Source organism: Pseudomonas sp. Choline-02u-1 (genome assembly GCF_002836515.1).
In the GTDB taxonomy this organism is placed as follows: Bacteria; Pseudomonadota; Gammaproteobacteria; order Pseudomonadales; family Pseudomonadaceae; genus Aquipseudomonas.
Genome location: NZ_PJBC01000017.1, coordinates 1 through 18,722, shown reverse-complemented (window position 1 = coordinate 18,722; position 18,722 = coordinate 1). Strand labels below are relative to the sequence as shown.

Here is an 18,722-nt window from a genome sequence, read left to right as displayed (position 1 = left end):
CATGACATTGCAAGCCCTTTTGAGGGACTATTTTATGCCGCCTCGCTTTCCAGCACTCCGACTGCTTCAAGCATGTGTTGCGCCTCGACCAGAGCCTCGTTCACCAGCGACTCCAGCCCGTCCTTGATGGCCTTGTTCCAGCGCTGGTAGGTGCGCTCCGTGAGCCCCTGAGAATCCCAGTTCGTCATGTCGTAGTTCGAGTCGGCCAGGACGATCATCTCGCCCGGCTTGTCCTCTGCTACGGCGCGCGCATGCTTGTTCGCCCGGGCAACGTCAGCGTCTGCTGCCGCGTTGCGCCAATCCCACTGCCCCTCCTCCTTGTTCTCCCGGTGCTTCGGCGCCTTGATCTGGGTCACCGCTCGCTGAATGCCCTTCACCTGCTGCGGTACCGCCCAAACGAGAACGGCCTGTTGCGTGAAGCGCTGCGGCGCTGGACTCTTCACCACGGCGACCAGCCGGCCGATGGAGTCGATCTTGCGGCCACGGTGCGTGCTGTACTTCGCCACCAAGGCGTTCCAGTGCCTCGGGGAAAGCTGGGCGTGCAGGAGCTTGTGCACGATGCAGTCAGCCAACAGCGCGGCATCCTTCCCGGATATCTCGCCCTTGAGCTTGCTGGCCTGCACCCGGGGCTCGACGTTGCATCCGCCGGAACTGTTGATCGTCTCGGCGGCCAAGGCCCGAACTACTGCTGAGATCACATTGTGGTAATTCATGCTGCCTGCCCCTTTTTCAGTTCGCGGGTCTTGGCCCGGTATTCGGCGGTGATCGCCTTGAGTTCGTCTACGGTGTGCTTTCGCGGTTCGTGGTCGGCTTCAAGCGCTTCGACGGCCTCCAGGCCGATGCGGGCGATAAGACCAGTTCGGAAGCCTTGGGAGACGGTGTATCCCTTGCGGGCGTGCATGTAGGAGCCTGAGTTACAGGCCTTGCACTGAAGCCATATGTTGGATGGTTCTAGGCGCAGCTCGGGCCGTGCGCCCTTGCCAAGGAAGTGGCCGGCATCGAACGCACCTCCAGTCTTCCAGCCCTGCGCCGCCAGAATCGATTCCTGCGATTCCCCACAGCTCATGCAACCGCTGCCGATGCTCAGCTCATAGGTGCGCCGGTAGTCCCGGACTGCCTTCTCGGCATCCTTGAGGTGGTCGCCGCGACTTTTCAGGGCCTCTTTGCGGACCTTGATCTCGCGGCGTTCGCGCTGGGCGAACGACTTGCGCTGCTTCTCCTGTCGCTGGCGGATGATCGCTACTGCACAGTCAGGTGAACACCAAGTTTGAAATGGCTGCGCAGGGACGAATGTGGCCCGGCATCCGGCGACTCGGCATTTCTTCGGGCGGGACTGCTTCACAGTGAGGCTCATAATGCTTTCCTTGCTGCTCGCTCTACTTCTTCCTTTCGGGCTTTGCGCTTGCGTTCGAACTCTGCGAGCGATTGCTTGCGGCGCCGCTCGATGAAATGTCCAGCAATTACCCCGACGACCAAGGAGAGGAAAATCACAATCCAGAATTGCTCTGCTGGAGTCATCAATACCGCCCTCCCCACTTGTCCTGCTCAGTCCAGCGCACACCATGCTCGGCGCCGAAGGCATGCATCAGCTCGAATAGATCGCTGAACCACTTCTGGGACTGCTTGCGGGTCGATACGGCCATCACGACGAATCCACCGTCGAGGCCTGGCTCGGCGCGCTGCTTCTCCAGCGAGGCACTGAAAAGGCACTTCCAATCCTCACTGGTCAGCTTCTTGCCGTGCCAGACCACCTGCTCGGATACGTCCTTGAGCATTGCCCACATCTTGCGGTTGCAGACGTCAGGGCGCTTTTCGTCCTTGATCACCACGATCTTCGGCTTGGTGAAGTCGGTTGCGTGCAGGACGCCCATGAGGCGGCTGATGTCGCGTTGGCTGCGGATTGCGAATTCCGTGCTCATGACTGCTCTCCATTGCTCAAGGCGGCTTTAATCCGAATCACCGTAGTCGTCGAGCATTTGGCAAGCCGAGCGGTAGGGCGAACCCCATGCCCGTTCTGAAGCAGGTCGATCACCCGCGCATGAAGATCCGCGTCAACCGGCCTTCCTTGATACTTGCCTTCGGCTCTCGCTTTTTCGATTCCTTCGGCCTGCCGTTCTTTACGGATTGCGCCTTGCGCAGCCTTTTCGCCCTGCAGGGCTTTGAGCTCTATGAGCGCCGTCTGCAATTGGCGTGAAAACCCTGCTGCTGCACTTTCGCATTTATCGGCATAGGCTCTATGCCTCTCAACCTCAGCCTTGAGGGTCTCTAACTCCTCCAGAAGCTCCACTACCGCTCTGCCGGTCGCTCTGCGCATCCATGCAGCCTCGTCTCCCTCGGCGATAGACGTGCAGGATTCGATAGCCTCGGCCAGCCGCTTCAGTTCGGTGTAATCGCTCATCTGCACTCCTCCAATGCGGCGGGAAATCCTTTTTGGTCGGTGACCACCTTCACGCAAATGAGCGTCATGCCCCGGGTGGACTCCGAAAGCAGCCAGCTGTAAGAAGCGAATGCCGTGAGCAAAAACAGAATCCACAATAAGTCTTTGGGTATTTTCATCAGAACCCTTCCTTGCCGCGCTGAGATTCCCAGTCGAACGGGACCACGATCATTCCGCCCTCGCGCAGACGGTCGACGCAGCGATCACCCATGGCGGCCGGCAACTGGCTGGCTTCGAGGTTGGAGATCACCACCGTCGGGCGCTCCTGCTCGTACCGGCCGTTGATGATTGCGAACAGGGTCGTCAGCTCGAAGTCGCTCGGCTGCTCCTTGCTCACGCCTACCTCGTCCAGCACCAGCAGATCGGGGTCGATCAGGCTCGACAGAATCTCGGCCTCGCTGCGTCCGCTGTGCTTGTCGTACGTGGAGCGGATCGCCTGAAGGATTGCGCCGACAGTGCGGTACACGGCCGTGCGTGACGTGTTGTGCAGCAGCTCGTTGGCCATGCCGGCGCCGAGGTGCGTTTTCCCGGTACCGGGCTTGCCGATCAGCACCATGCAGCGACCGGTCTTCAGGATCTCGTCGAAGATCTGGACGTAGTGCTGGCAGAACCGGAGGGCTTTGCGCTGGCCGTCGTTCTCGGCCTGGTAGTTGCCCAGGGTGCGAGTAGCGAATCGTTTCGGGATCAGCGCGTCGCCCAGCTTGCGAGCAAGGGACATGCGCAGTTCCATTGCTTTGTTCGCTTGCTCGGCAGCTTCGGACTTCTCCCGGGCAATGCGGCTGCACTCGGGGCAGTTGCTTCTCAGCTCCCTGTTCAGGACCGAGAAGACTCGCTGCTCGTAGGCGCCGTGGGTTTCGCACTCGGCTGGCTGGATGCGAGTGCCCGGCGGCAATTCTGGAGTGGGCTGGACTGGCTCAGAGCGCATAGCTGCCGTCCTCCCGCATTTTCAGGCCGGACGTGTAATCGCGTTCAGCGAAGCCGTTGTGGCGGGATTGCGGGAACGGGTGCACGTTGCTGGCGACTTTCACTTCGTCTTCCCAGCGCTTGCCGTTCAGCCACGTCGCTGGGTGGGGAATGAACTGCCCGCCGTCCTTGACCCATGCCTCGCAAACGACTTGGGCGGCCAGGCCTTCAGCAATCTGGCCGAACAGGTCAGCAGTGACCTTGAGTTTCTTCCAGGCTTTTTCAGCTGCGGCTTTACCCTTCTTGTTCGGGTACATTTTCCAGAACTTCGGGAAGAGGTCATCCACCATCGGTGGAGTGTTGTTTTTGTTCTTATCTGTATCTGTATCTGTATCTTTATGGTTGCCATTCCGTTGCAACGTATCGTCAACGTTCGTTGAACGGTCGTTGAGTTCTTGTTGTTTTTTGAGGGCCTTTGCTCGAGCGGACGCCTTACCCGCGTTGGAGGCAGTGACGACTTTGCTGTTGACTGCCTCGAGATCTGCTTCGACGCGGAACTGCACCCAGTGCGTTTCCGTGACGTGGAAGAACTCACTCAACGTATCGGCAACGGACGGCCAACGTTCGTTGGGAATCCGTGCGACAGTCGCGAGGCGATCGATTCGCAAAGGCTTGCCCGTCTGCCAGTAGCTGAACAGCAGGAGCATGTACGCGCCATGCTCTTCCGCAGTCAGGTGCGTGGTGTCAGCCAAATAGTCGGCGACGTAGAACTGCATGTACGGAAGCGCGGCCATCATTCGACCCCCTTGAGATTGTGCTGAGCCCACAAACCGGCAATCCAGTTGACGCCCTTGGGGGTGAATTTGGATTGGTTGTAGGCGTGGCCGCTGTCGCTAGTGCCGGCTTTGACTTCAAAGCGGCCAGCGTCGATGTGAGGCTGATAGGCCTGCCACTCGCCGCCCATGCGATACATGATCTTTTTGTCGAGCAGGAACTCACGAAAGCGCGATTCGTTGGCCTTCAGGAGCTTCGCTACTTGGCGGAATCCCTTCAGCCCAGTTGATTCCACGTAGCGCTCAACGAAGGCAATCTTCGGCGCGGCCTCAATCAGGGCCTGATTGGCAGCCTGCTGAAGCTCGAACTGCTCAGCCCACGCGCGGGCGGCTGCGGCAGGATTGGAGAAGTCTGGGAGCGTGGCGAGAACCCGAGGGCCTTCCAGCTGCTTCAGCTTTTGAAGCACGGATCGGCGAACCGCTTTCGATTCGCGCATCCCTACCAGCATGCATTGGTCGAGAGTCAGGCCGTAGGTAGCAACCTGGTTGCCGTGGAGGGGGGTGTAATATTTTTGCACCCCCTCCAGATCATCGCCCAGCTCGTCTTCAACCCGGGAAAGGAAATGGTCGTTGCGAACCTTCGGCTCGCCGGCTTGCTGGCGCGCCTCGTTGATCATGTCGCGGAGGGTGATTGTTGAAATGAAACGCGACACGTTTTCACGGTTGCCAAATTGTGTCGCGACACTGGCCGGGGTATTGATTGTTGATGTTGTGGTGTGCATATAATTCGTCCCACAGAGATGCTTAAGAGAGCCGGGTCACTACCCCGGCTTTTTTTCGTCCCGAATTTGGCAGAGGCCCTCTGGATTACCCCGAAGAGTCCCTGCCAGAGGCCCTCATTGGGGTCACCAGTTGAAGGACTGGCGCCTTCTTCCTTCCCACCTCGGAAAGCGCCCCACTCGCGATGGCGGTTTCCATTACTTCGTTGATCGCACGGCTGAAGCTCCAGCCGTTTACGCGCATCAATTCCTCCACTCGCTTTCGAGTAGGCGGAGGAAGCCTTTCAAGCTCTACGGTCATTTGGCCCTCCAAAGGGGCTTCAGCCCGCGATATCTTCTTGTTTGTCCTGCATCAGTTCCTCGATCACGCCATTGGCCACTGCCCATTCGATGATTTCGTAGAGGTAGGTGGCGTGCTGCATACGGGTTTTGGTCGCGGCCTTACGCAGAATCCGATCAAGCACCGGTTCAAATCGAACCTTCACCGGGATGGCGCGCTTTTGATTGGGGTCCATGTACATGCTTCGATGCTCCTGGCTGTTGAAATTGGTTATGCAGCTGAAAGTGTTTGGCCGGGCGCAGACTTGATCTGCGCCCAAGGAAAAGATGGGCAGAGGTCGGCGCGATCAACTGCGCCTCCGGTCAATGCCTCGATTTCGATCGCACGCTTGGCAGGAACAGCGCGCTCTCCGGAACACCACTGGTTAACTGTTGGCGCAGCAACCCGCAGGCGGCGCGCCATTTCCGCTTGGCTGCCGAGCAAGCGGGATGCTTCTTTGGCTGCTTCTGCTGGTTTCATGAGTTCTCTCCTGGAGATGTTGCGGTGAATATAAGGCATTACCTTATCTCAAACAAGCCATTGCCTAACCAACTATTCGAAAGGCTAAATTAGGCAATGCTTACCGGCCCAGAATTAGGCGCCGCCATCGAGGCCGCGCGGATCGCCAAAGGCGTATCCAAGAAACAGCTCGCAGACGACTTCTCCGTGAAGCCTCCGTCGGTACAGGGGTGGGTGAAAAACGGCAGGATCGACAAGTCCAAACTGATGGACGTGATCGCATATTTCTCAGACGTAGTTGGCCCTTCCCACTGGGGGATGCGGCCAGGCTTCACGTATGAGAGCCTCGGCGAAGGTTCGGGAAATGGGCTTGTTGTCGAAGAGCCCGAAACAGGATCGACTGCTGCCGATAAGTTTCGCGCGATGCTCGCCGGCAAAAGGCTCGACGAAAGCAAGTTGACGAAGTTGCTCGCGATCGCCGAGAACGACGCGCTCGATGAATCAGTTGGCGTTCTGGTGCAAGACGCTTATCGGCCTGGCAAAGTCGGCGATGAGGTGTGGATTGCCCACTACGACATTCGTGGGGCGATGGGTGGCGGCGAGGTCAACCACGATTACCCCGAACTGCTACAAGATGTGCGTGTCAGCCCTTCCCAGCTGCGCGCAATGGGTGTCGAGTTCAAAGAACACTTCCACCTCAAAATGATTACCGGCTGGGGTCAGTCGATGGCGCCGACGATCAAGCATGGCGACCCGCTACTGGTGGACATCAGCGTCAAGGACTTCATCGGTGATGGAATTTACTTTTTCTCGTACCAGGGCTTTCAGTACATCAAGCGCCTGCAGATGAAGGGTAAGGATAAATTCAAGATGATTTCTGACAACCGCAAGCACAAAGCAGAGGACATCTGGCTGGAGGAGACGTACATTCAGGCGCGTGTTCTGCTGGTTTGGAATGCGAACTTGGTGTAGCGCCCGATCGTGAAAAAGCCCGCCAAATGAGCGGGCTTTTTTGTGTCTTTTAGAAAGGCGCCACTTCCATTACAGGCTCCTCTTCTACCGGCACCATCCGCTCTTCTTCTGATGAAGGTTCCCAGCGCAGCGTGAAGGAATCGTCTTCATCGTGACGCGTCATAGCGATGCCGTCAGCTTCGGATAATGCGCCCAGTATTTCCGACCACTCCCTCTCCCCGTCCGTATCAAGCCGATGAATCCGCACCTCGCGCCGCTCTTGGGCGATCGGGTGATTGATCATCGACGACACGCGCAGCTGAAGCCGCTCCATGGAGTGCATCGGTCGAATTCCTGACTCTTTCTTATTGCTCTGCTGCGCCATAAAACCTCCTCAAAAATGCTGTATATCCATACAGGTTAGGCGAAGCTTAACGGCTTGCCTTGGAAAAGCAATCCCTCCCCGACCAGATCAACCGAAAGAAAAAATCATGAAAATAATTAGGCATTACCTATTTACAGAAATTAGGCATTGGCTTATCGTTCACCCATCGCAGCGACACACAGCCACTGCAAAGGGCCTCAACAGACCCGCCGCTCTTTAACAACCCAAACCATTCGCGGATCGATCCCCGGAAACGGGCAGCCCTTGAGGCATCGCTGGAAACGGCGAACAACGCGAACCATAAATTTCGATCCCCATGTCAGCTCTGGAACTGAACCACGCCCGGCTCTGGTTACCGGACCAGGTCGACCTGCTGATGCGTCTGGATTTAGCAGTCACCGACCTGCGCTGTGAGCACTCCCTGCCGGAGCCGAGATGAGGCGCTTTACCGGCAAAGTGCGAAGCAGTGACTTAAATGCGCCTCCCGGGATGGCGAGTAATCCCGTACCGACAGCCAGATGATTCAAGCCAGTGACGGCCGCCAGCAGCGGGTCACGGAGAACAGATTTACTGATGCCGCTTCGATGAGGCGGCATTGGAAATCAACGGAGGAAAAGTACATGGCTCAATTCGATATTGATTCACACCTCAGCAACGGCAAGCGTCTCGAATGGCTTGCCCTCCCAGATGCTGGTGAGCGCGCTGACGACGTGCTCAGCAAGGTGAAGCAGGCGGCCATCGACAAGTTCGGCGGCGTCGTTTTCTTTAACCGCTGGGAGCGCGTCGTGGCGAGCAATGGCTACATCACCGTGCGGATGTATGCGTGATGAGGCTGTTCAAACCCATGAAAGGGTGTCGCGTCTTTACGAGCGACAAGCACATGACCAAGCCAGCCGGTGAGCTACTCGGCTGGGTGGATCGGGTAGATGAAAACCTCTGTTACTTCCGCGAGGTTGGCGGCGGCATGGATGTTTTGATCTGGCGGTTCACCAACAGCGGGAACGGTAGCCAGTACCTGAACGCTTGGCATGAGTTTTTGGCATGACGATTTCACTGGCTGGCCTTGGCGACAGGGCCAGACGGGAAATCAACCGGAGAATCACGATGACGCGCAATGAACATGAAGAAGTCGAAAGCTATGCACTGGCAGCAATGATCGGCCTTGTCTCTGCGAACGATTATCCACCCGAGCTGATCGCGGCCAGAGCCTTCGATATCGCCGAGGCATTCCAGCAAGAGAAGCTCAACCGCATTGGTGATAAACCACCATTTGACTGCTGAGCAACCAGCGCCACGACAGCCTGTCGTTAACTGCCCGATCCTCTCTATGAGAGCGCATCGGGGTGTGATTTGGAGTTTGCCTCGGCGGATCAGGGGCGCCCTGCGTGCGGGGTGGTGTCGACTAGGTAGCGCTGCCGAAATCGACGTAATTCTTTTGGGTTCGAATCCCTACCAAATCACACCCGATGCGGACGAAACTGCGGCCTATAACCGCCCACCTGCATTAATCCCAGAATCGGTTGTCATCGAGCGCTGGTGAACTGAACACGGCCGTGGAACTCGTCGCCGGAGACGTAACCGGCATCCCTCCCCCGAAAAACCCCGAATGCACTCCCCTCCGCGCCCAACGGCAACCAGCGGAGCGGATGAGTGCATCCGACTTTTGTTGGATCAATCAACGAATGGAGAAAGCCATGAATTTTCAGCCACCAGATCCGGAACGCTTCGGGTCGTGCTTGAAGTGCAATAGCCTGATCGAGGAGTCGGAACAGTCAGGCGGCGTGTGCTTCGAGTGCCAAGCCGTCGACGCCGCAAAGGAACCGGCCTTTCCTGTTGGCGCCAACGAATACGGCGGGCACGGCACCTGCTTCGGGGTCACGGTTCGCGACTACTTCGCAGCCAAGGCAATGCAAGGCATCTGCTCTCACGCAGACACATGGGGCTTGATCAGCAACGAGAAAATCGCAGCTGCATCTTACGAGCTCGCCGACGCCATGATCGCCGCCCGCTCCGCCTAACCCCAAACACTGGAGGTCGCCATGGCCCGCACCTACGAGTATTGGACGGTCAAGGATGGCGAGGACGTCTCGATCAACCTGACCGTTGTTTATTTTTCCCAATCGAAAGGAAATTTCAGTTCGCAAGCTGCCGATCCCGATGAGTACTTCGGGCATTGCGAAATCAATTGGGAATCGAAGGACGACACCAGCTTTATGACGGAATCCGAGATCGCCTCAATGGAGGAATGGCTTGTAAACGAGCATTCCGAGTATCTGGCCGATCAAGCCTATTACGACTGACCCGCCAAGCTGGAGGCAACCATGAACGCAGCACTGAAACTCTGCCAGGCCATGCACGACGCGCAGTTGCCTCGGATGGCGGCCGAAAGACCTTTATCGGAAACCGAAAAGGCTTGGGTTGCCAACGGCGTGGAGCAGTTGGTGCGGCTCGAGAACGACGTAACGTTCAATCGCCGTAATCGCAGACCCCAAGGCGTCACGGTAGATGATCTGGCCCTTGCGGTAGATGAGCATGTGAATGGTCGAGCTGCTGACTTCCAGATCCACACGCCAGCTCTCGGCTATCTCTTGATCTCTGCGAAGCACGGTCGCGCCGACAAAACAGCCGCTGATGAGCTGCTGGGCAACAGCGAACATGCATACGGCAAGCTCGGCGAGCTGGCTGAGGCCCTACTTCGGCCCTTGGCTCGTGACGCGCTGATCGCCCAGGCCGAGGATGACTCACTGTGAGCATGAGCCCGCACGTCCTCATCGGCGAGGAGCTGGAGACCTTGAGAGAGCCAGCAACACCGATCAGTTGGTCGGTGATGATCCAGAAAACGCTCACCGAAATGATGGCCGACGAGCGCATCACCATCGAAGAATTCAACCACTACTGCGGGCGCCTCAACAAGATTGTTGCAGGGCGCAAGGAGTTGTCATGACCACGCCAATCTACAAGTCTCTGGTCGATGAGCAAATTGAAGAACTGCCATCCGACCGAATGATCTTGGCATTCACCCACACCAAGTGGCTCGGTGCGCTTTCACTGGCGCACGACGCGGGTATCCCGGACGTGCATGCATGGAGTGGCCGGGCCTGCATGTGTGGTGAATGGACGGTCGCCTACGAGGTGAAAGCATGAATCTCGTCTACTGGGTTCTAGTCGTGATTCTGGTTGCCGGCGCAGGCGCCTACGGCATCGTGAAAGACGGCCAGGGTACTTGCCAGGTGCCCCGCTCCACCACCTACAACGTGTTCCGATGACCGGTCGGCAGATGGCACGCCGCATTCTCATTCGGCGCGGATCGTTCTCTGACATCGGCGTTTTCACCTTCCTGATGCTGCTCAGCGCCCTCGCCGACCGCATCACTCAATAACCCAAGCATTCAATCGCTGCGCATGTCGCGGCAAGGATTCCCCATGTCCGCAGTAATGAAACAGGCTGATCATCTGCCAGCCATTTCCGAGGACGCACTCGTCGAAGTCCTGAGCGGAAGCCTGTATCCAGGCGCGGCGCACAACTCGGTAGTGATGGTGCTGGCCTACTGTAAGGCCGCCCAGCTCGATCCGATGCTCAAACCAGTGCACATCGTTCCGATCTATCAGAAAGGTCGTGGGATGGTCGACACCGTGATGCCTGGCATTGGCCTGTACCGCATTCAGGCGGCACGTACCGGGCAATACGCCGGCATCAGCGACCCTGAATACGGGCCACCGATCACCGCCAAGCTTGGTGGTGTCGATGTCACCTATCCCGAGTGGTGCCGAGTGACGGTAAAGCGCCAGATGTCTAACGGCCTTGTGGCCGAGTTCACAGCCAGCGAGCGCTGGCTTGAGAACTATGCCACTGCCAGCAAGGACACTGTCGCCCCGAACTCGATGTGGAAGCGCCGAGCTTTCGCCCAGCTCGCCAAGTGCGCCGAGGCGCAGGCGCTACGCAAGGCGTTCCCCGAGGTCGGATCGGCGCCGACGGCAGACGAGATGGAAGGCAAGACTTTCGACGAGGCTCCGCGCGATGTGAGTCCGCAGCGGCAGCAAGAGCCTGAGCCCGAGGCTCTTCCGCCCTACTCCGATGATCTCCTGAAAGAGAACATCGCCAAATGGCAGCCACTGGTTGATGCCAACCGAACCAGCCCAGAACACCTGATCGCGACCATCAGCAGCAAATACACGCTGAGCCCGGCCCAGATCGAAAAAATCCAGAACCTCAAAGCCATCGACGGAGACACAGCATGAAAATTCACAACGTAGCTCAAGGCTCCGCCGAGTGGCACGCATTGCGCGCTCAGCACTTCACCGCCTCCGAGGCGCCCGCAATGATGGGCGCTTCGAAGTACCAGACCCGCACCGACCTGCTGACCATGAAGAAAACCGGCATTGCGCCGGAGGTCACTCAGGCGCAGCAGTACATCTTCGACAAAGGCCACGCAACTGAAGCGCTCGCCCGGCCGCTGGTTGAAGTCATGATCGGCGAGGAGCTGTATCCAGTCGTTGGCACCGACGGCAATCTGCTCGCCTCCATGGACGGCGCGACGATGCTGGGCGAGACCCTCTTCGAGCACAAGCTTTGGAACGAATCACTGGTCGCCCAGGTGAAGGCCGGCGAGCTGGATCCGCATTACTACTGGCAGCTTGAGCAGCAATTGCTGGTGAGCGGCGCCGAGCGCGTGATTTTCGTTTGCTCCGACGGCACCGCCGAAAACTTCGTGCATATGGAATACCGACCTGTCGCCGGCCGCGCCGCGCAGTTGGTCGAAGGCTGGAAACAGTTCGAGGCCGACCTGGCCAGCTTCGAAATGGCCGAGACGCCGTCGATTGTCGTGGGCAAGGCCCCGGACGAGCTGCCAGCGCTACGCATCGAACTGACCGGCATGGTCACCGCGAGCAACCTCAAGGTGTTTGAGGATTCGGCTCTCGCTGTCATCGACTCTGTGAAAACGACCCTGCAGACCGACCAAGACTTTGCCGATGCCAAGAAAGCGGTCAAGTGGTGCGGCGATGTCGAAGAAGCGGTCGCGGTAGCGAAGAAACAAGCGCTCTCCCAAACCCAAAGCATTGACGAGCTTTTCTCGTCTCTTGATCGAATCAGCGCACATGCTCGCGAGACGCGCTTGAAGGTCGACAAGCTTGTGAAGGCTCAAGAGCTGCTGGTGAAGACCAACATCAAGCAGAAGGCTGAGCAGGCGCTGGCGGATCACGTCGCGGCCATCAATAAAACACTGGGCCGGGTAACGCTGCCAGCGGTTACTTCCGACTTCGCCGGCGCGATGAAGAACAAGCGCACGATCACCAGTTTGCAGGATGCCGTTGACACCGAGCTGGCTCGAGCAAAAATCGCCGCGAGCCAGTCGGCAGATGCCATTCGCTTGAATCTGACCAGCCTGGCCGAGCTCGCGCCCGACCATGCATTCTTGTTCAACGACATCCAACAGCTTGTTCTGAAGGCCAACGATGACTTGGTCGCGCTGATCAAGGTGCGAATCTCTGAGCACCAGAAAGCCGAGGAGGAGAAAGCCGAGGCGCAGCGCGAGCAGATCCGGCAACAGGAGCTGCAACGGATCGAAGCTGAGGCGAAAGCCAAGGCCCCTGTTGAGCCTGCACCAGTCGCCAGTCCAGCACCGGTAAAAGCAGCCTCGCCTGTTCAGTCTGCCTCGAAGCCAACGACCACAACTGCGGCGCCGACGAACCTGCAGGCCGAAGTGTTTGATCTGGAAGAGCTGATCAAAGCGGTTGCTTACGGCCAAGCGCCAATCTCGGTGCTGACCGTGAACTGGGAAAACCTCGACGCGCTGGTCGCCGATCAGGGCAACAAATTCAGCATGGCCGGCGTGAGGCTGGTAAAGGTGGCAGCATGATCAGCAACCACCTCAACCTCGTCGAGCAGCACCGACCGGACGCCGAATCGATCGCTGAACGAATTGCACAGTACCTGGCCTCCGGCGGGCAGATCGACCAACTGAAAAGCCCGCCGCGCAATCCGCTGCCACCGCCCCGCTCGAAGAAAATAGACCCTGAAACGGTCCTCAAGCGGCGGCCGAAGCCGATATCGGCGGCCGAACGCAAGGCGCTGCGCAAAATGGCGGACTCGCTATGAAGTCGAAACGCAAACCCAACAACGGTTTCGCCCGGGCTGAACGCAGTTGCCGGGCGCTGCTGCGAACCAACCACGTCGCGGTCGTAAACATTGATCCCAGCGGAAGCCAGATCATGGCGAACTGGAAGAGCTGCCGGCAGATCCGCAGTCTGGCGATCGCCAACGCGATCTTCGACTTCTCCTACCGCTGGACGATCTACATCGCCGCTATGTGTCGAGACGAGCGCGGCGCCGAGTACATCAAGTCGGTCGAGATCTCGCCCGAGGGCATCTACAAGGTCGAGCGCCTGACCGATGCCATCGAGCATTACTACCTGGAGCTGCGCAACAGCGCGAACCCGAACCATCTGGTCGCATCGGGCTGGATCGCCATTCCCGACGAGATCTCGATGGACGAAGCCCAAGCCGCGAAGCTGTTCTACTCCGCCGGCGCCTGGCATCAGGTGAAGGTCGCAGCGTGAGACGTTTTCGCACCCAGCAACGCAAACGACAGACCTGGCTGGACTTGCCGGCCAGCGGAATTGAAGAGGTGGGCCATGGCCGAAGTACAGGAGCCGACGAAGGAAGCGATCAAGCAAAAGAAAAAGCGCGAGAAGGCAGCAGCAAAGGACGCTGCATTGGGCGTCGAGAAGTTTACGGTTGAAGTGGCCGGCGTGTTCAAGCCAGACCTCAAGCGGGTCATGGCAGCCCACGGCATCAACAACCAGCAGGAGGTTTACCAGCTGCTGCTGATGAACCTTATCGCGGCAGACTTCGATACTCAGACCAAGATGCTTCGCTGTGTCACGACACCTTTTGTCATTACCGAAAAGGTGTCGGAGGCATTTCGATTAAAGAGCTTGGCCGAGATTGAAAAAGACCCAGGCGACGAAATATTACAGCTGCAACGGCCGACTACCTTAGATCTGATGTAGCCAAGCGCTCCAAAATAGCGCTATGTAGTAAATCTTGCCTATATGGTTTCAGGTCGTCATCAGCGGCACCCGCGAGATATTCAGCATGCAATACATTCGCAATCATAATTTTATATTGTTTCGAAAAAATCATCACATAAAAGATGAGTAGCTTTTCAGAGGAAGACATTTGGGCAAACACCGCACGCAGGGCGAACTCCATATTCCGCTGACCCTTTGAATTCTCAATCGCATACTGAATCAAATACAACATTGACTCTATATAACTGGCTACTGCAGGCCAATAGATTCGTTTCCATCGTTCAAATTGAGGAAGTAGCCGGCGATACATATCCGAACCCTGCCCACGCTCAGCTTTGTATAAGTATTCTTCTTGAAGGCTATTCAGCGCATACGCCATGGCACGATGCCCATCGTAGGTGTCTTTTTCATGTCCCGCACTGACGCCCAGAATTTTAACTGACGAAACTGCGCTGTGGCTCAATGTAAGCAGCTGAAACAAACGCGCATCAAAAAGCGCCTCCTCATGACGCTTTTCGGATTTTTTACTTTCAGCTTGCTGCGAGCGCAGTGTAACCATTAGCCCTACTAGAGCAAAAAAAGATAATAAAGGATTTAACACACCACCAAAATAGTCGCCGAACTGCCCCCAAATGGCTTGATCTGTAGAGCGTACAGATGGGAAGCTAGAAAAATAATTAACCGAAACCGATAAAATCAATAATATGCAAATTGATACTGCCAATATCAAAACATTGTTTTCCAGAAAAATTTTGAAACTTCTCCACAACCGGCTGGCTTTATCCATTTTTCCCTGCTCGACCCCGAAAATATTCAAACCATTATCACACTAAATGCATCCGTTCATGAATAGCGGAGCGTGACGGGAGTAACCATGGATATTACTTACGGCTCGGTCTGCTCCGGCATCGAGCCGTCGCATTCTCAAACAACTCTGAACCCACCCTCCACCGCCCGGGCATGCCCCGGCATAGGAAGCCCCATGCCCACAGAAAACAAACCGGCCGAGCCGCTGAAGGTTGAGCGCTCAACTGTGACCAAGCTGGTGATCACCGGCGCGCCGCGTCTCGACGCGATTACCGTGTTCCTTGAGGACTTCGGCCGCCGCGACTGCCCTACTGAATCCGACCCGAGCTATCAGACCGCCCAGGGCAAGATCACGGTCAATTGCTGGGACAACAGCTGGAGCGCCTACTGGGGCGGCATGGGTCCACGCACGGTGGCCGAGTTCGTGGCCGACTGTGATTGGCACTACGTCCTGAACTGCCTCGATCGCGGTATCAGCAGCACGCGGTTCAGCGGGAATGCCCTTCACACCTTCGCGAAAAAATGCATCGTCCAGCGCCGACGGCAAAAGACCGGCCGACATGACTGGGAGCTGGATGAGCTGAGCAAGGATGAGGCGCGTGAGCTCTGGCATGACATCGACGTTCTGCGAAGCGTGGAGTCGCCAAACGAGTGCTGGCATCACGACAGGCTGCTGACTGAACTGTTTGGCGATGAGTGGCACTACCCGGTTGGCGACAAGGCGGTCGAGGAGAATCACGAATTCAACTACCTGCGCCGGGTGGTTGAGGCAGTACAGGCTGCGCTGCGTCAACAACCGCTGGAGCAGCTAGCAGCTTGAATCAAGGCAACTGACTGTCGACCCATCGCTCAGCAGTGGCCAGCGCCTCCGCCAGCGCGCTTTGATAGTCCTCCCACGGGCCAGAGAGATCTGCAACAGTGTTGGCAAAACCTGGAACTTCACTAGCCTCAATGACATGAGCACCCACAGGGGCTTCGTCGTTGGGCTTGTCCCAGTCGAATTTGATGATCACTTCATGCCCTCGATATTCGTGGGCGATAGGCGTATCCAGACTGTGTGACATGTCCCTCTCCTGTGGGCTGCCCTGAGCAGAACTATCAGTTTCAACTATCCCGGTCGATTGCACTATTGAGGCAAAAGGCCACTCCCTCCCCCTTCAAAGTCAGCCGCTATAGCGGCAAGGACGAAGTCATGTCTGAAGAAAAAGTCGTGATGTACGAATCCCCCGAAGCCGCCAGCATTCAGACCCTCACTGGCTGGGTCGCAGCCGATGGCCGCTTCTGGGGCAACGATGAACACATGGCTCGCTGGTGCGGCGCCACTCACCGCCGGTGCGAGAAGAATCCAGATCATCCAATCCACGAGATCCGGAGCTACTGCCGCCAGTGCTACGAAGAAAGTCGTCTGGCGAAGTTTGCATCGATGCCGATCAAGGATTGGGCAGGCGAGCCGCTGGTCATTTTCGATGATGAAGAATATTTTTTCGACGAAGACAGCCTGCGTGATTACCTGATCGACAGCGATATTGATCTGGCAGACCAAAAGCTCTGCATCTGCGAGCCGAACATGCCGCGCGAACTAGACCCGTCCGACATATTTGTTGACGACCTTCCCGAGGATGGCGAAATCCGAGATCAGCAGCTTGTCGCGGCGTTCGAACTGTTGAACGAGATGATCCGTCAGTCCGAACCGCTGTCGTGGTCGGAGGGCAAGTTCGCGGCACGCCTTCCGCAATCGCTCATCGACGAGGTCACAGCTGCGAGATCCGCACCATGATCACCAAGTGCTTACTCGGCTGCACCCTCTTCTTCTGGCTTCCATTGGTACTGACCATAAAGGCGGTGATCGGATGAGCGAACAACACCGTATTTTGGTCGGTGACTGCATCGACATGATGCGGACGCTGCCGGACAAATCAGCTCATACCTGCGTTACCAGCCCGCCCTACTTCGGCCTGCGCGATTACGGCGTGGAAGGGCAGATAGGTTTGGAGGAAACACCGGGCGAGTTCATCGCTCGCCTGGTCGAGGTATTCCGCGAAGTGCGTCGAGTACTTCGCGACGACGGCACGGCCTGGGTGAATATGGGCGACAGCTATGCCGGCAGCTGGGGCGCCCAAGGCAGACCTCAAGGTGACGGCCAGATGTCTGGCCGCAGCGTCACCTCGGCCCGCCAAATCAACGAGCATCCGCGCTTCAAATCCGGTACCGGCGTGCGCGGCCGGGAGATGGGCATGAAGTCGAAGGACATGATGGGTATGCCTTGGCGCTTGGCATTCGCCCTGCAGGATGACGGCTGGTACCTGCGACAGGACATCATCTGGAACAAACCAAACCCGATGCCGGAGAGCGTACGCGACCGCTGCACCAAATCGCACGAATATGTGTTCCTTCTCAGCAAGTCGAAAAAATATTACTTCGACCAAGCGGCAATCCTTGAGCCGTGTTCGCCGAACACCCATGCCCGGCTGTCGCAAGATGTTCAGGCTCAGATCGGCAGCGAGCGGGCAAACGGTGGCGCGAAGAGCAACGGCAACATGAAAGCAACTACGCGGAAGACCAACGGTGTTGGTTGGGGTCATGGAAGCGATGCCGAGGAGCGCCAGCGGGGACGGGTCAAGGATAACGACTCGATGAATTCAGCACTCGCGATCATGCCGACGGAGCGAAATAAGCGCAGCGTCTGGACTGTGGCCACACACAGTTTCAAGGGCGCCCACTTTGCTACATTCCCGCCCGATCTAATCCGCCCCTGTGTTCTCGCCGGAGCCCCGCGCGGAGGTGTGGTGCTGGACCCGTTCGGCGGCGCCGGTACCACTTCGCTGGTGTCGATGCAGGAAGGTCGGCGTTCTATCATCTGCGAGCTGAATCCAGAATACGCCGCAATGGCTCGGCGCCGAATCGACGCCGCCTGGCTCGACGGCGCAGCGCAGATGGACGTTTTTCACGACGCCGCAACAGCCTAACCCCTCCCCCAACTCAACAGCCTGCCGGTGTACGGCGGGCGAGGTATCCCTATGTCCGAAGAAAAGAATGCATTCCGCGACGCTGCTATCGAAGCCATCTCGGATATGGCTCAGCACCTGCCGCTTGATTGCGAGCTGCTGGTGGTGGCCTGCCGTCCCGGCAAGAAAGACTTCGACCTCGTGCTGCCGTCGCCCGAGTCGAACCTGAACAATGCCCTGGACGCGCTGCGCCGAAACGGGCTGAGCATCGACGGCGACAACGCCTACAAGCGTGACTTGCTTGATGTTGTCGTCGGAGCGCTGGCTCTCGGCGCGCAGAACAGCAACCCGCCGCCATCCTCTCACTGGGCAACGCGATTCTGGGAAATCGGTCGGGAAGAGCGCGAGTTGCACGAAGACCTGGTCGCGGCACTGAAGCTCACCCGCGAGAACCTGCGCGCCTGCCAAGCCACCATTCACCTGGCAGGCGGGTTCGACCCCGCCTACGTCAACGATGCGCAGGCTGCCATGAAGGTTGCCGACGCAGTTCTGGCCAAGGCCGGCGCATAACCCATCACCACCTTCTGCCGCCACGCGCGGCATAAATTCAAGCCAAGCCGAAATCGGCGAGGAGTTTCAAATGGCAGCGACAGAAAACATCGATCGTTTCCTGCGCCTCGACGAGGTGCTTCACACAACCGGTCTTGGCCGTAACACGGTTTATCGCCGGATCAGGGAGGGCACCTTCCCGAAACAGGTTAGAATAGGCCCCAACTCGGTCGCCTGGCGTCAGTCTGCTATCTCGCAGTGGATGCTCGATTTGAACCCCAGCAACGACCAATCAGTACATTGATCAGTACACCAGCAACTGACAATTCAACAGATCCCGCTAAATTCAAGCCCTACAGGTCATACCGTGGAAATCTTCAAAGA

34 protein-coding genes are annotated in these 18,722 nt (G+C 57.6%); 20 read left to right on the top strand and 14 right to left on the bottom strand.

Translation table 11 applies throughout. The features are described from left to right. Nucleotides 1-32: 32 nt before the first annotated feature. The 11 genes from CXF97_RS13300 to CXF97_RS13250 form a co-directional block, all read right to left on the bottom strand. Nucleotides 33-713, bottom strand: coding sequence for a hypothetical protein (locus tag CXF97_RS13300; protein WP_101158900.1), 681 nt, complete (start codon nt 711-713; stop codon nt 33-35). Further along, nucleotides 710-1,354 (bottom strand): recombination protein NinG, encoded by a 645-nt coding sequence (locus tag CXF97_RS13295; protein ID WP_101158898.1) that lies wholly within the window; start codon nt 1,352-1,354, stop codon nt 710-712. The genes CXF97_RS13300 and CXF97_RS13295 overlap by 4 nt, the downstream gene beginning before the upstream one ends. After that, nucleotides 1,351-1,518, bottom strand: a complete 168-nt coding sequence (locus CXF97_RS28000) for a hypothetical protein (protein WP_156497535.1) — start codon at nt 1,516-1,518, stop codon at nt 1,351-1,353. Before CXF97_RS28000 ends, CXF97_RS13295 begins: the two co-directional genes overlap by 4 nt. Next, a complete protein-coding gene (locus CXF97_RS13290; RefSeq protein ID WP_101158896.1) occupies nt 1,518-1,919 on the bottom strand; it encodes a recombination protein NinB in 402 nt (133 codons plus the stop codon). The genes CXF97_RS28000 and CXF97_RS13290 overlap by 1 nt, the downstream gene beginning before the upstream one ends. Then, nucleotides 1,916-2,398 (bottom strand): helix-turn-helix domain-containing protein, encoded by a 483-nt coding sequence (locus tag CXF97_RS28470; RefSeq protein ID WP_256589815.1) that lies wholly within the window; start codon nt 2,396-2,398, stop codon nt 1,916-1,918. The genes CXF97_RS13290 and CXF97_RS28470 overlap by 4 nt, the downstream gene beginning before the upstream one ends. Further along, on the bottom strand, nt 2,395-2,556 hold the full coding sequence (locus tag CXF97_RS27995; RefSeq protein ID WP_157830885.1) for a hypothetical protein: 162 nt from the start codon (nt 2,554-2,556) through the stop codon (nt 2,395-2,397). The genes CXF97_RS28470 and CXF97_RS27995 overlap by 4 nt, the downstream gene beginning before the upstream one ends. Next, nucleotides 2,556-3,362: an ATP-binding protein gene (locus CXF97_RS13280; protein ID WP_101158894.1), complete on the bottom strand. Its 807-nt coding sequence runs from the start codon at nt 3,360-3,362 to the stop codon at nt 2,556-2,558. The genes CXF97_RS27995 and CXF97_RS13280 overlap by 1 nt, the downstream gene beginning before the upstream one ends. After that, entirely contained in the window at nt 3,352-4,137 is a 786-nt protein-coding gene (locus tag CXF97_RS28315) for a DUF1376 domain-containing protein (RefSeq protein WP_218239550.1), read from the bottom strand. The genes CXF97_RS13280 and CXF97_RS28315 overlap by 11 nt, the downstream gene beginning before the upstream one ends. Next, the gene (locus CXF97_RS13265) at nt 4,134-4,895 is read right to left on the bottom strand and encodes a phage antirepressor KilAC domain-containing protein (RefSeq protein ID WP_101158892.1); all 762 of its coding nucleotides are present in this window, start codon (nt 4,893-4,895) and stop codon (nt 4,134-4,136) included. Before CXF97_RS13265 ends, CXF97_RS28315 begins: the two co-directional genes overlap by 4 nt. A gap of 317 nt (nt 4,896-5,212) precedes the next feature. Beyond that, nucleotides 5,213-5,413, bottom strand: coding sequence for a hypothetical protein (locus CXF97_RS13255; RefSeq protein ID WP_039012569.1), 201 nt, complete (start codon nt 5,411-5,413; stop codon nt 5,213-5,215). Nucleotides 5,414-5,442: 29 nt separating this feature from the next. Then, nucleotides 5,443-5,691, bottom strand: a complete 249-nt coding sequence (locus CXF97_RS13250) for a Cro/CI family transcriptional regulator (RefSeq protein ID WP_101158888.1) — start codon at nt 5,689-5,691, stop codon at nt 5,443-5,445. Nucleotides 5,692-5,787: 96 nt separating this feature from the next. Between CXF97_RS13250 and CXF97_RS13245 the strand changes: the two genes are divergently transcribed. After that, nucleotides 5,788-6,642 (top strand): S24 family peptidase, encoded by an 855-nt coding sequence (locus CXF97_RS13245; RefSeq protein WP_101158885.1) that lies wholly within the window; start codon nt 5,788-5,790, stop codon nt 6,640-6,642. 49 nt (nt 6,643-6,691) lie between these two features. On the opposite strand, the gene CXF97_RS13240 is transcribed toward CXF97_RS13245, so the two are convergent. Beyond that, the gene (locus CXF97_RS13240) at nt 6,692-7,006 is read right to left on the bottom strand and encodes a DUF1654 domain-containing protein (RefSeq protein ID WP_101158884.1); all 315 of its coding nucleotides are present in this window, start codon (nt 7,004-7,006) and stop codon (nt 6,692-6,694) included. Between the two features lie 518 nt (nt 7,007-7,524). Here CXF97_RS13240 and CXF97_RS13235 point away from each other — a divergent pair. From CXF97_RS13235 to CXF97_RS13180, 14 genes are all read left to right on the top strand, one after another. Beyond that, nucleotides 7,525-7,833 carry a hypothetical protein gene (locus CXF97_RS13235; protein WP_256589814.1) on the top strand — a complete coding sequence of 103 codons (309 nt, stop codon included), beginning with the start codon at nt 7,525-7,527 and terminating at the stop codon, nt 7,831-7,833. 53 nt (nt 7,834-7,886) lie between these two features. Beyond that, nucleotides 7,887-8,051 carry a hypothetical protein gene (locus tag CXF97_RS13230; RefSeq protein WP_256589813.1) on the top strand — a complete coding sequence of 55 codons (165 nt, stop codon included), beginning with the start codon at nt 7,887-7,889 and terminating at the stop codon, nt 8,049-8,051. Further along, the gene (locus tag CXF97_RS27990) at nt 8,048-8,287 is read left to right on the top strand and encodes a hypothetical protein (RefSeq protein ID WP_157830884.1); all 240 of its coding nucleotides are present in this window, start codon (nt 8,048-8,050) and stop codon (nt 8,285-8,287) included. The genes CXF97_RS13230 and CXF97_RS27990 overlap by 4 nt, the downstream gene beginning before the upstream one ends. 413 nt (nt 8,288-8,700) lie before the next feature. Continuing rightward, on the top strand, nt 8,701-9,024 hold the full coding sequence (locus tag CXF97_RS13225; protein ID WP_256589812.1) for a hypothetical protein: 324 nt from the start codon (nt 8,701-8,703) through the stop codon (nt 9,022-9,024). A 21-nt stretch (nt 9,025-9,045) separates the two neighbouring features. Beyond that, nucleotides 9,046-9,306, top strand: coding sequence for a hypothetical protein (locus CXF97_RS13220; RefSeq protein ID WP_101158878.1), 261 nt, complete (start codon nt 9,046-9,048; stop codon nt 9,304-9,306). Nucleotides 9,307-9,327: 21 nt separating this feature from the next. Continuing rightward, nucleotides 9,328-9,756, top strand: a complete 429-nt coding sequence (locus tag CXF97_RS13215) for a hypothetical protein (RefSeq protein WP_101158876.1) — start codon at nt 9,328-9,330, stop codon at nt 9,754-9,756. Between the two features lie 2 nt (nt 9,757-9,758). Further along, the gene (locus tag CXF97_RS13210; protein ID WP_101158875.1) at nt 9,759-9,950 is read left to right on the top strand and encodes a hypothetical protein; all 192 of its coding nucleotides are present in this window, start codon (nt 9,759-9,761) and stop codon (nt 9,948-9,950) included. Continuing rightward, nucleotides 9,947-10,150 (top strand): hypothetical protein, encoded by a 204-nt coding sequence (locus tag CXF97_RS13205; protein WP_101158874.1) that lies wholly within the window; start codon nt 9,947-9,949, stop codon nt 10,148-10,150. Before CXF97_RS13210 ends, CXF97_RS13205 begins: the two co-directional genes overlap by 4 nt. Next, on the top strand, nt 10,147-10,272 hold the full coding sequence (locus tag CXF97_RS28465) for a hypothetical protein (protein WP_256589811.1): 126 nt from the start codon (nt 10,147-10,149) through the stop codon (nt 10,270-10,272). Before CXF97_RS13205 ends, CXF97_RS28465 begins: the two co-directional genes overlap by 4 nt. A gap of 168 nt (nt 10,273-10,440) precedes the next feature. Then, on the top strand, nt 10,441-11,244 hold the full coding sequence (bet, locus tag CXF97_RS13200; protein ID WP_101158873.1) for a phage recombination protein Bet: 804 nt from the start codon (nt 10,441-10,443) through the stop codon (nt 11,242-11,244). After that, nucleotides 11,241-12,863, top strand: coding sequence for a YqaJ viral recombinase family protein (locus tag CXF97_RS13195; RefSeq protein ID WP_101158872.1), 1,623 nt, complete (start codon nt 11,241-11,243; stop codon nt 12,861-12,863). The genes bet and CXF97_RS13195 overlap by 4 nt, the downstream gene beginning before the upstream one ends. Next, on the top strand, nt 12,860-13,102 hold the full coding sequence (locus CXF97_RS13190; RefSeq protein WP_101158871.1) for a hypothetical protein: 243 nt from the start codon (nt 12,860-12,862) through the stop codon (nt 13,100-13,102). The genes CXF97_RS13195 and CXF97_RS13190 overlap by 4 nt, the downstream gene beginning before the upstream one ends. Beyond that, nucleotides 13,099-13,563 carry a hypothetical protein gene (locus CXF97_RS13185; protein WP_101158870.1) on the top strand — a complete coding sequence of 155 codons (465 nt, stop codon included), beginning with the start codon at nt 13,099-13,101 and terminating at the stop codon, nt 13,561-13,563. The genes CXF97_RS13190 and CXF97_RS13185 overlap by 4 nt, the downstream gene beginning before the upstream one ends. 75 nt (nt 13,564-13,638) lie before the next feature. Next, nucleotides 13,639-14,016: a hypothetical protein gene (locus tag CXF97_RS13180; RefSeq protein ID WP_101158869.1), complete on the top strand. Its 378-nt coding sequence runs from the start codon at nt 13,639-13,641 to the stop codon at nt 14,014-14,016. Here CXF97_RS13180 and CXF97_RS13175 read toward each other — a convergent pair. Next, nucleotides 13,997-14,824, bottom strand: a complete 828-nt coding sequence (locus tag CXF97_RS13175) for a hypothetical protein (RefSeq protein WP_157830883.1) — start codon at nt 14,822-14,824, stop codon at nt 13,997-13,999. The two genes, CXF97_RS13180 and CXF97_RS13175, sit on opposite strands and share 20 nt — an antisense overlap. Before the next feature lie 195 nt (nt 14,825-15,019). On the opposite strand from CXF97_RS13175, the gene CXF97_RS13170 reads away from it, so the two are divergent. Then, on the top strand, nt 15,020-15,664 hold the full coding sequence (locus CXF97_RS13170) for a hypothetical protein (RefSeq protein WP_101158867.1): 645 nt from the start codon (nt 15,020-15,022) through the stop codon (nt 15,662-15,664). A 1-nt stretch (nt 15,665) separates the two neighbouring features. On the opposite strand, the gene CXF97_RS13165 is transcribed toward CXF97_RS13170, so the two are convergent. Further along, nucleotides 15,666-15,908, bottom strand: coding sequence for a hypothetical protein (locus tag CXF97_RS13165; RefSeq protein ID WP_101158866.1), 243 nt, complete (start codon nt 15,906-15,908; stop codon nt 15,666-15,668). A 128-nt stretch (nt 15,909-16,036) separates the two neighbouring features. On the opposite strand from CXF97_RS13165, the gene CXF97_RS13160 reads away from it, so the two are divergent. The 4 genes from CXF97_RS13160 (at nt 16,037) to CXF97_RS13145 (ending at nt 18,642) form a co-directional block, all read left to right on the top strand. After that, a complete protein-coding gene (locus CXF97_RS13160; protein WP_101158865.1) occupies nt 16,037-16,621 on the top strand; it encodes a hypothetical protein in 585 nt (194 codons plus the stop codon). A 73-nt stretch (nt 16,622-16,694) separates the two neighbouring features. Next, nucleotides 16,695-17,810: a site-specific DNA-methyltransferase gene (locus CXF97_RS13155; RefSeq protein ID WP_101158864.1), complete on the top strand. Its 1,116-nt coding sequence runs from the start codon at nt 16,695-16,697 to the stop codon at nt 17,808-17,810. 51 nt (nt 17,811-17,861) lie between these two features. Further along, complete coding sequence (locus CXF97_RS13150) at nt 17,862-18,359, top strand: hypothetical protein (RefSeq protein WP_101158863.1); 498 nt, start codon at nt 17,862-17,864, stop codon at nt 18,357-18,359. Between the two features lie 70 nt (nt 18,360-18,429). After that, a complete protein-coding gene (locus CXF97_RS13145) occupies nt 18,430-18,642 on the top strand; it encodes an AlpA family transcriptional regulator (RefSeq protein WP_024013576.1) in 213 nt (70 codons plus the stop codon). Nucleotides 18,643-18,722 lie beyond the last annotated feature (80 nt).

What these genes read in the sequence shown, in the direction of transcription:
- CXF97_RS13300 (WP_101158900.1), bottom strand. Translation starts at nt 713, where the DNA reads ATGAATTACCACAATGTGATCTCAGCAGTAGTTCGGGCCTTGGCCGCC.
- CXF97_RS13295 (WP_101158898.1), bottom strand. Translation starts at nt 1,354, where the DNA reads ATGAGCCTCACTGTGAAGCAGTCCCGCCCGAAGAAATGCCGAGTCGCC.
- CXF97_RS28000 (WP_156497535.1), bottom strand. Translation starts at nt 1,518, where the DNA reads ATGACTCCAGCAGAGCAATTCTGGATTGTGATTTTCCTCTCCTTGGTC.
- CXF97_RS13290 (WP_101158896.1), bottom strand. Translation starts at nt 1,919, where the DNA reads ATGAGCACGGAATTCGCAATCCGCAGCCAACGCGACATCAGCCGCCTC.
- CXF97_RS28470 (WP_256589815.1), bottom strand. Translation starts at nt 2,398, where the DNA reads ATGAGCGATTACACCGAACTGAAGCGGCTGGCCGAGGCTATCGAATCC.
- CXF97_RS27995 (WP_157830885.1), bottom strand. Translation starts at nt 2,556, where the DNA reads ATGAAAATACCCAAAGACTTATTGTGGATTCTGTTTTTGCTCACGGCA.
- CXF97_RS13280 (WP_101158894.1), bottom strand. Translation starts at nt 3,362, where the DNA reads ATGCGCTCTGAGCCAGTCCAGCCCACTCCAGAATTGCCGCCGGGCACT.
- CXF97_RS28315 (WP_218239550.1), bottom strand. Translation starts at nt 4,137, where the DNA reads ATGATGGCCGCGCTTCCGTACATGCAGTTCTACGTCGCCGACTATTTG.
- CXF97_RS13265 (WP_101158892.1), bottom strand. Translation starts at nt 4,895, where the DNA reads ATGCACACCACAACATCAACAATCAATACCCCGGCCAGTGTCGCGACA.
- CXF97_RS13255 (WP_039012569.1), bottom strand. Translation starts at nt 5,413, where the DNA reads ATGTACATGGACCCCAATCAAAAGCGCGCCATCCCGGTGAAGGTTCGA.
- CXF97_RS13250 (WP_101158888.1), bottom strand. Translation starts at nt 5,691, where the DNA reads ATGAAACCAGCAGAAGCAGCCAAAGAAGCATCCCGCTTGCTCGGCAGC.
- CXF97_RS13245 (WP_101158885.1), top strand. Translation starts at nt 5,788, where the DNA reads ATGCTTACCGGCCCAGAATTAGGCGCCGCCATCGAGGCCGCGCGGATC.
- CXF97_RS13240 (WP_101158884.1), bottom strand. Translation starts at nt 7,006, where the DNA reads ATGGCGCAGCAGAGCAATAAGAAAGAGTCAGGAATTCGACCGATGCAC.
- CXF97_RS13235 (WP_256589814.1), top strand. Translation starts at nt 7,525, where the DNA reads ATGATTCAAGCCAGTGACGGCCGCCAGCAGCGGGTCACGGAGAACAGA.
- CXF97_RS13230 (WP_256589813.1), top strand. Translation starts at nt 7,887, where the DNA reads ATGACCAAGCCAGCCGGTGAGCTACTCGGCTGGGTGGATCGGGTAGAT.
- CXF97_RS27990 (WP_157830884.1), top strand. Translation starts at nt 8,048, where the DNA reads ATGACGATTTCACTGGCTGGCCTTGGCGACAGGGCCAGACGGGAAATC.
- CXF97_RS13225 (WP_256589812.1), top strand. Translation starts at nt 8,701, where the DNA reads ATGAATTTTCAGCCACCAGATCCGGAACGCTTCGGGTCGTGCTTGAAG.
- CXF97_RS13220 (WP_101158878.1), top strand. Translation starts at nt 9,046, where the DNA reads ATGGCCCGCACCTACGAGTATTGGACGGTCAAGGATGGCGAGGACGTC.
- CXF97_RS13215 (WP_101158876.1), top strand. Translation starts at nt 9,328, where the DNA reads ATGAACGCAGCACTGAAACTCTGCCAGGCCATGCACGACGCGCAGTTG.
- CXF97_RS13210 (WP_101158875.1), top strand. Translation starts at nt 9,759, where the DNA reads ATGAGCCCGCACGTCCTCATCGGCGAGGAGCTGGAGACCTTGAGAGAG.
- CXF97_RS13205 (WP_101158874.1), top strand. Translation starts at nt 9,947, where the DNA reads ATGACCACGCCAATCTACAAGTCTCTGGTCGATGAGCAAATTGAAGAA.
- CXF97_RS28465 (WP_256589811.1), top strand. Translation starts at nt 10,147, where the DNA reads ATGAATCTCGTCTACTGGGTTCTAGTCGTGATTCTGGTTGCCGGCGCA.
- bet (WP_101158873.1), top strand. Translation starts at nt 10,441, where the DNA reads ATGAAACAGGCTGATCATCTGCCAGCCATTTCCGAGGACGCACTCGTC.
- CXF97_RS13195 (WP_101158872.1), top strand. Translation starts at nt 11,241, where the DNA reads ATGAAAATTCACAACGTAGCTCAAGGCTCCGCCGAGTGGCACGCATTG.
- CXF97_RS13190 (WP_101158871.1), top strand. Translation starts at nt 12,860, where the DNA reads ATGATCAGCAACCACCTCAACCTCGTCGAGCAGCACCGACCGGACGCC.
- CXF97_RS13185 (WP_101158870.1), top strand. Translation starts at nt 13,099, where the DNA reads ATGAAGTCGAAACGCAAACCCAACAACGGTTTCGCCCGGGCTGAACGC.
- CXF97_RS13180 (WP_101158869.1), top strand. Translation starts at nt 13,639, where the DNA reads ATGGCCGAAGTACAGGAGCCGACGAAGGAAGCGATCAAGCAAAAGAAA.
- CXF97_RS13175 (WP_157830883.1), bottom strand. Translation starts at nt 14,824, where the DNA reads ATGGATAAAGCCAGCCGGTTGTGGAGAAGTTTCAAAATTTTTCTGGAA.
- CXF97_RS13170 (WP_101158867.1), top strand. Translation starts at nt 15,020, where the DNA reads ATGCCCACAGAAAACAAACCGGCCGAGCCGCTGAAGGTTGAGCGCTCA.
- CXF97_RS13165 (WP_101158866.1), bottom strand. Translation starts at nt 15,908, where the DNA reads ATGTCACACAGTCTGGATACGCCTATCGCCCACGAATATCGAGGGCAT.
- CXF97_RS13160 (WP_101158865.1), top strand. Translation starts at nt 16,037, where the DNA reads ATGTCTGAAGAAAAAGTCGTGATGTACGAATCCCCCGAAGCCGCCAGC.
- CXF97_RS13155 (WP_101158864.1), top strand. Translation starts at nt 16,695, where the DNA reads ATGAGCGAACAACACCGTATTTTGGTCGGTGACTGCATCGACATGATG.
- CXF97_RS13150 (WP_101158863.1), top strand. Translation starts at nt 17,862, where the DNA reads ATGTCCGAAGAAAAGAATGCATTCCGCGACGCTGCTATCGAAGCCATC.
- CXF97_RS13145 (WP_024013576.1), top strand. Translation starts at nt 18,430, where the DNA reads ATGGCAGCGACAGAAAACATCGATCGTTTCCTGCGCCTCGACGAGGTG.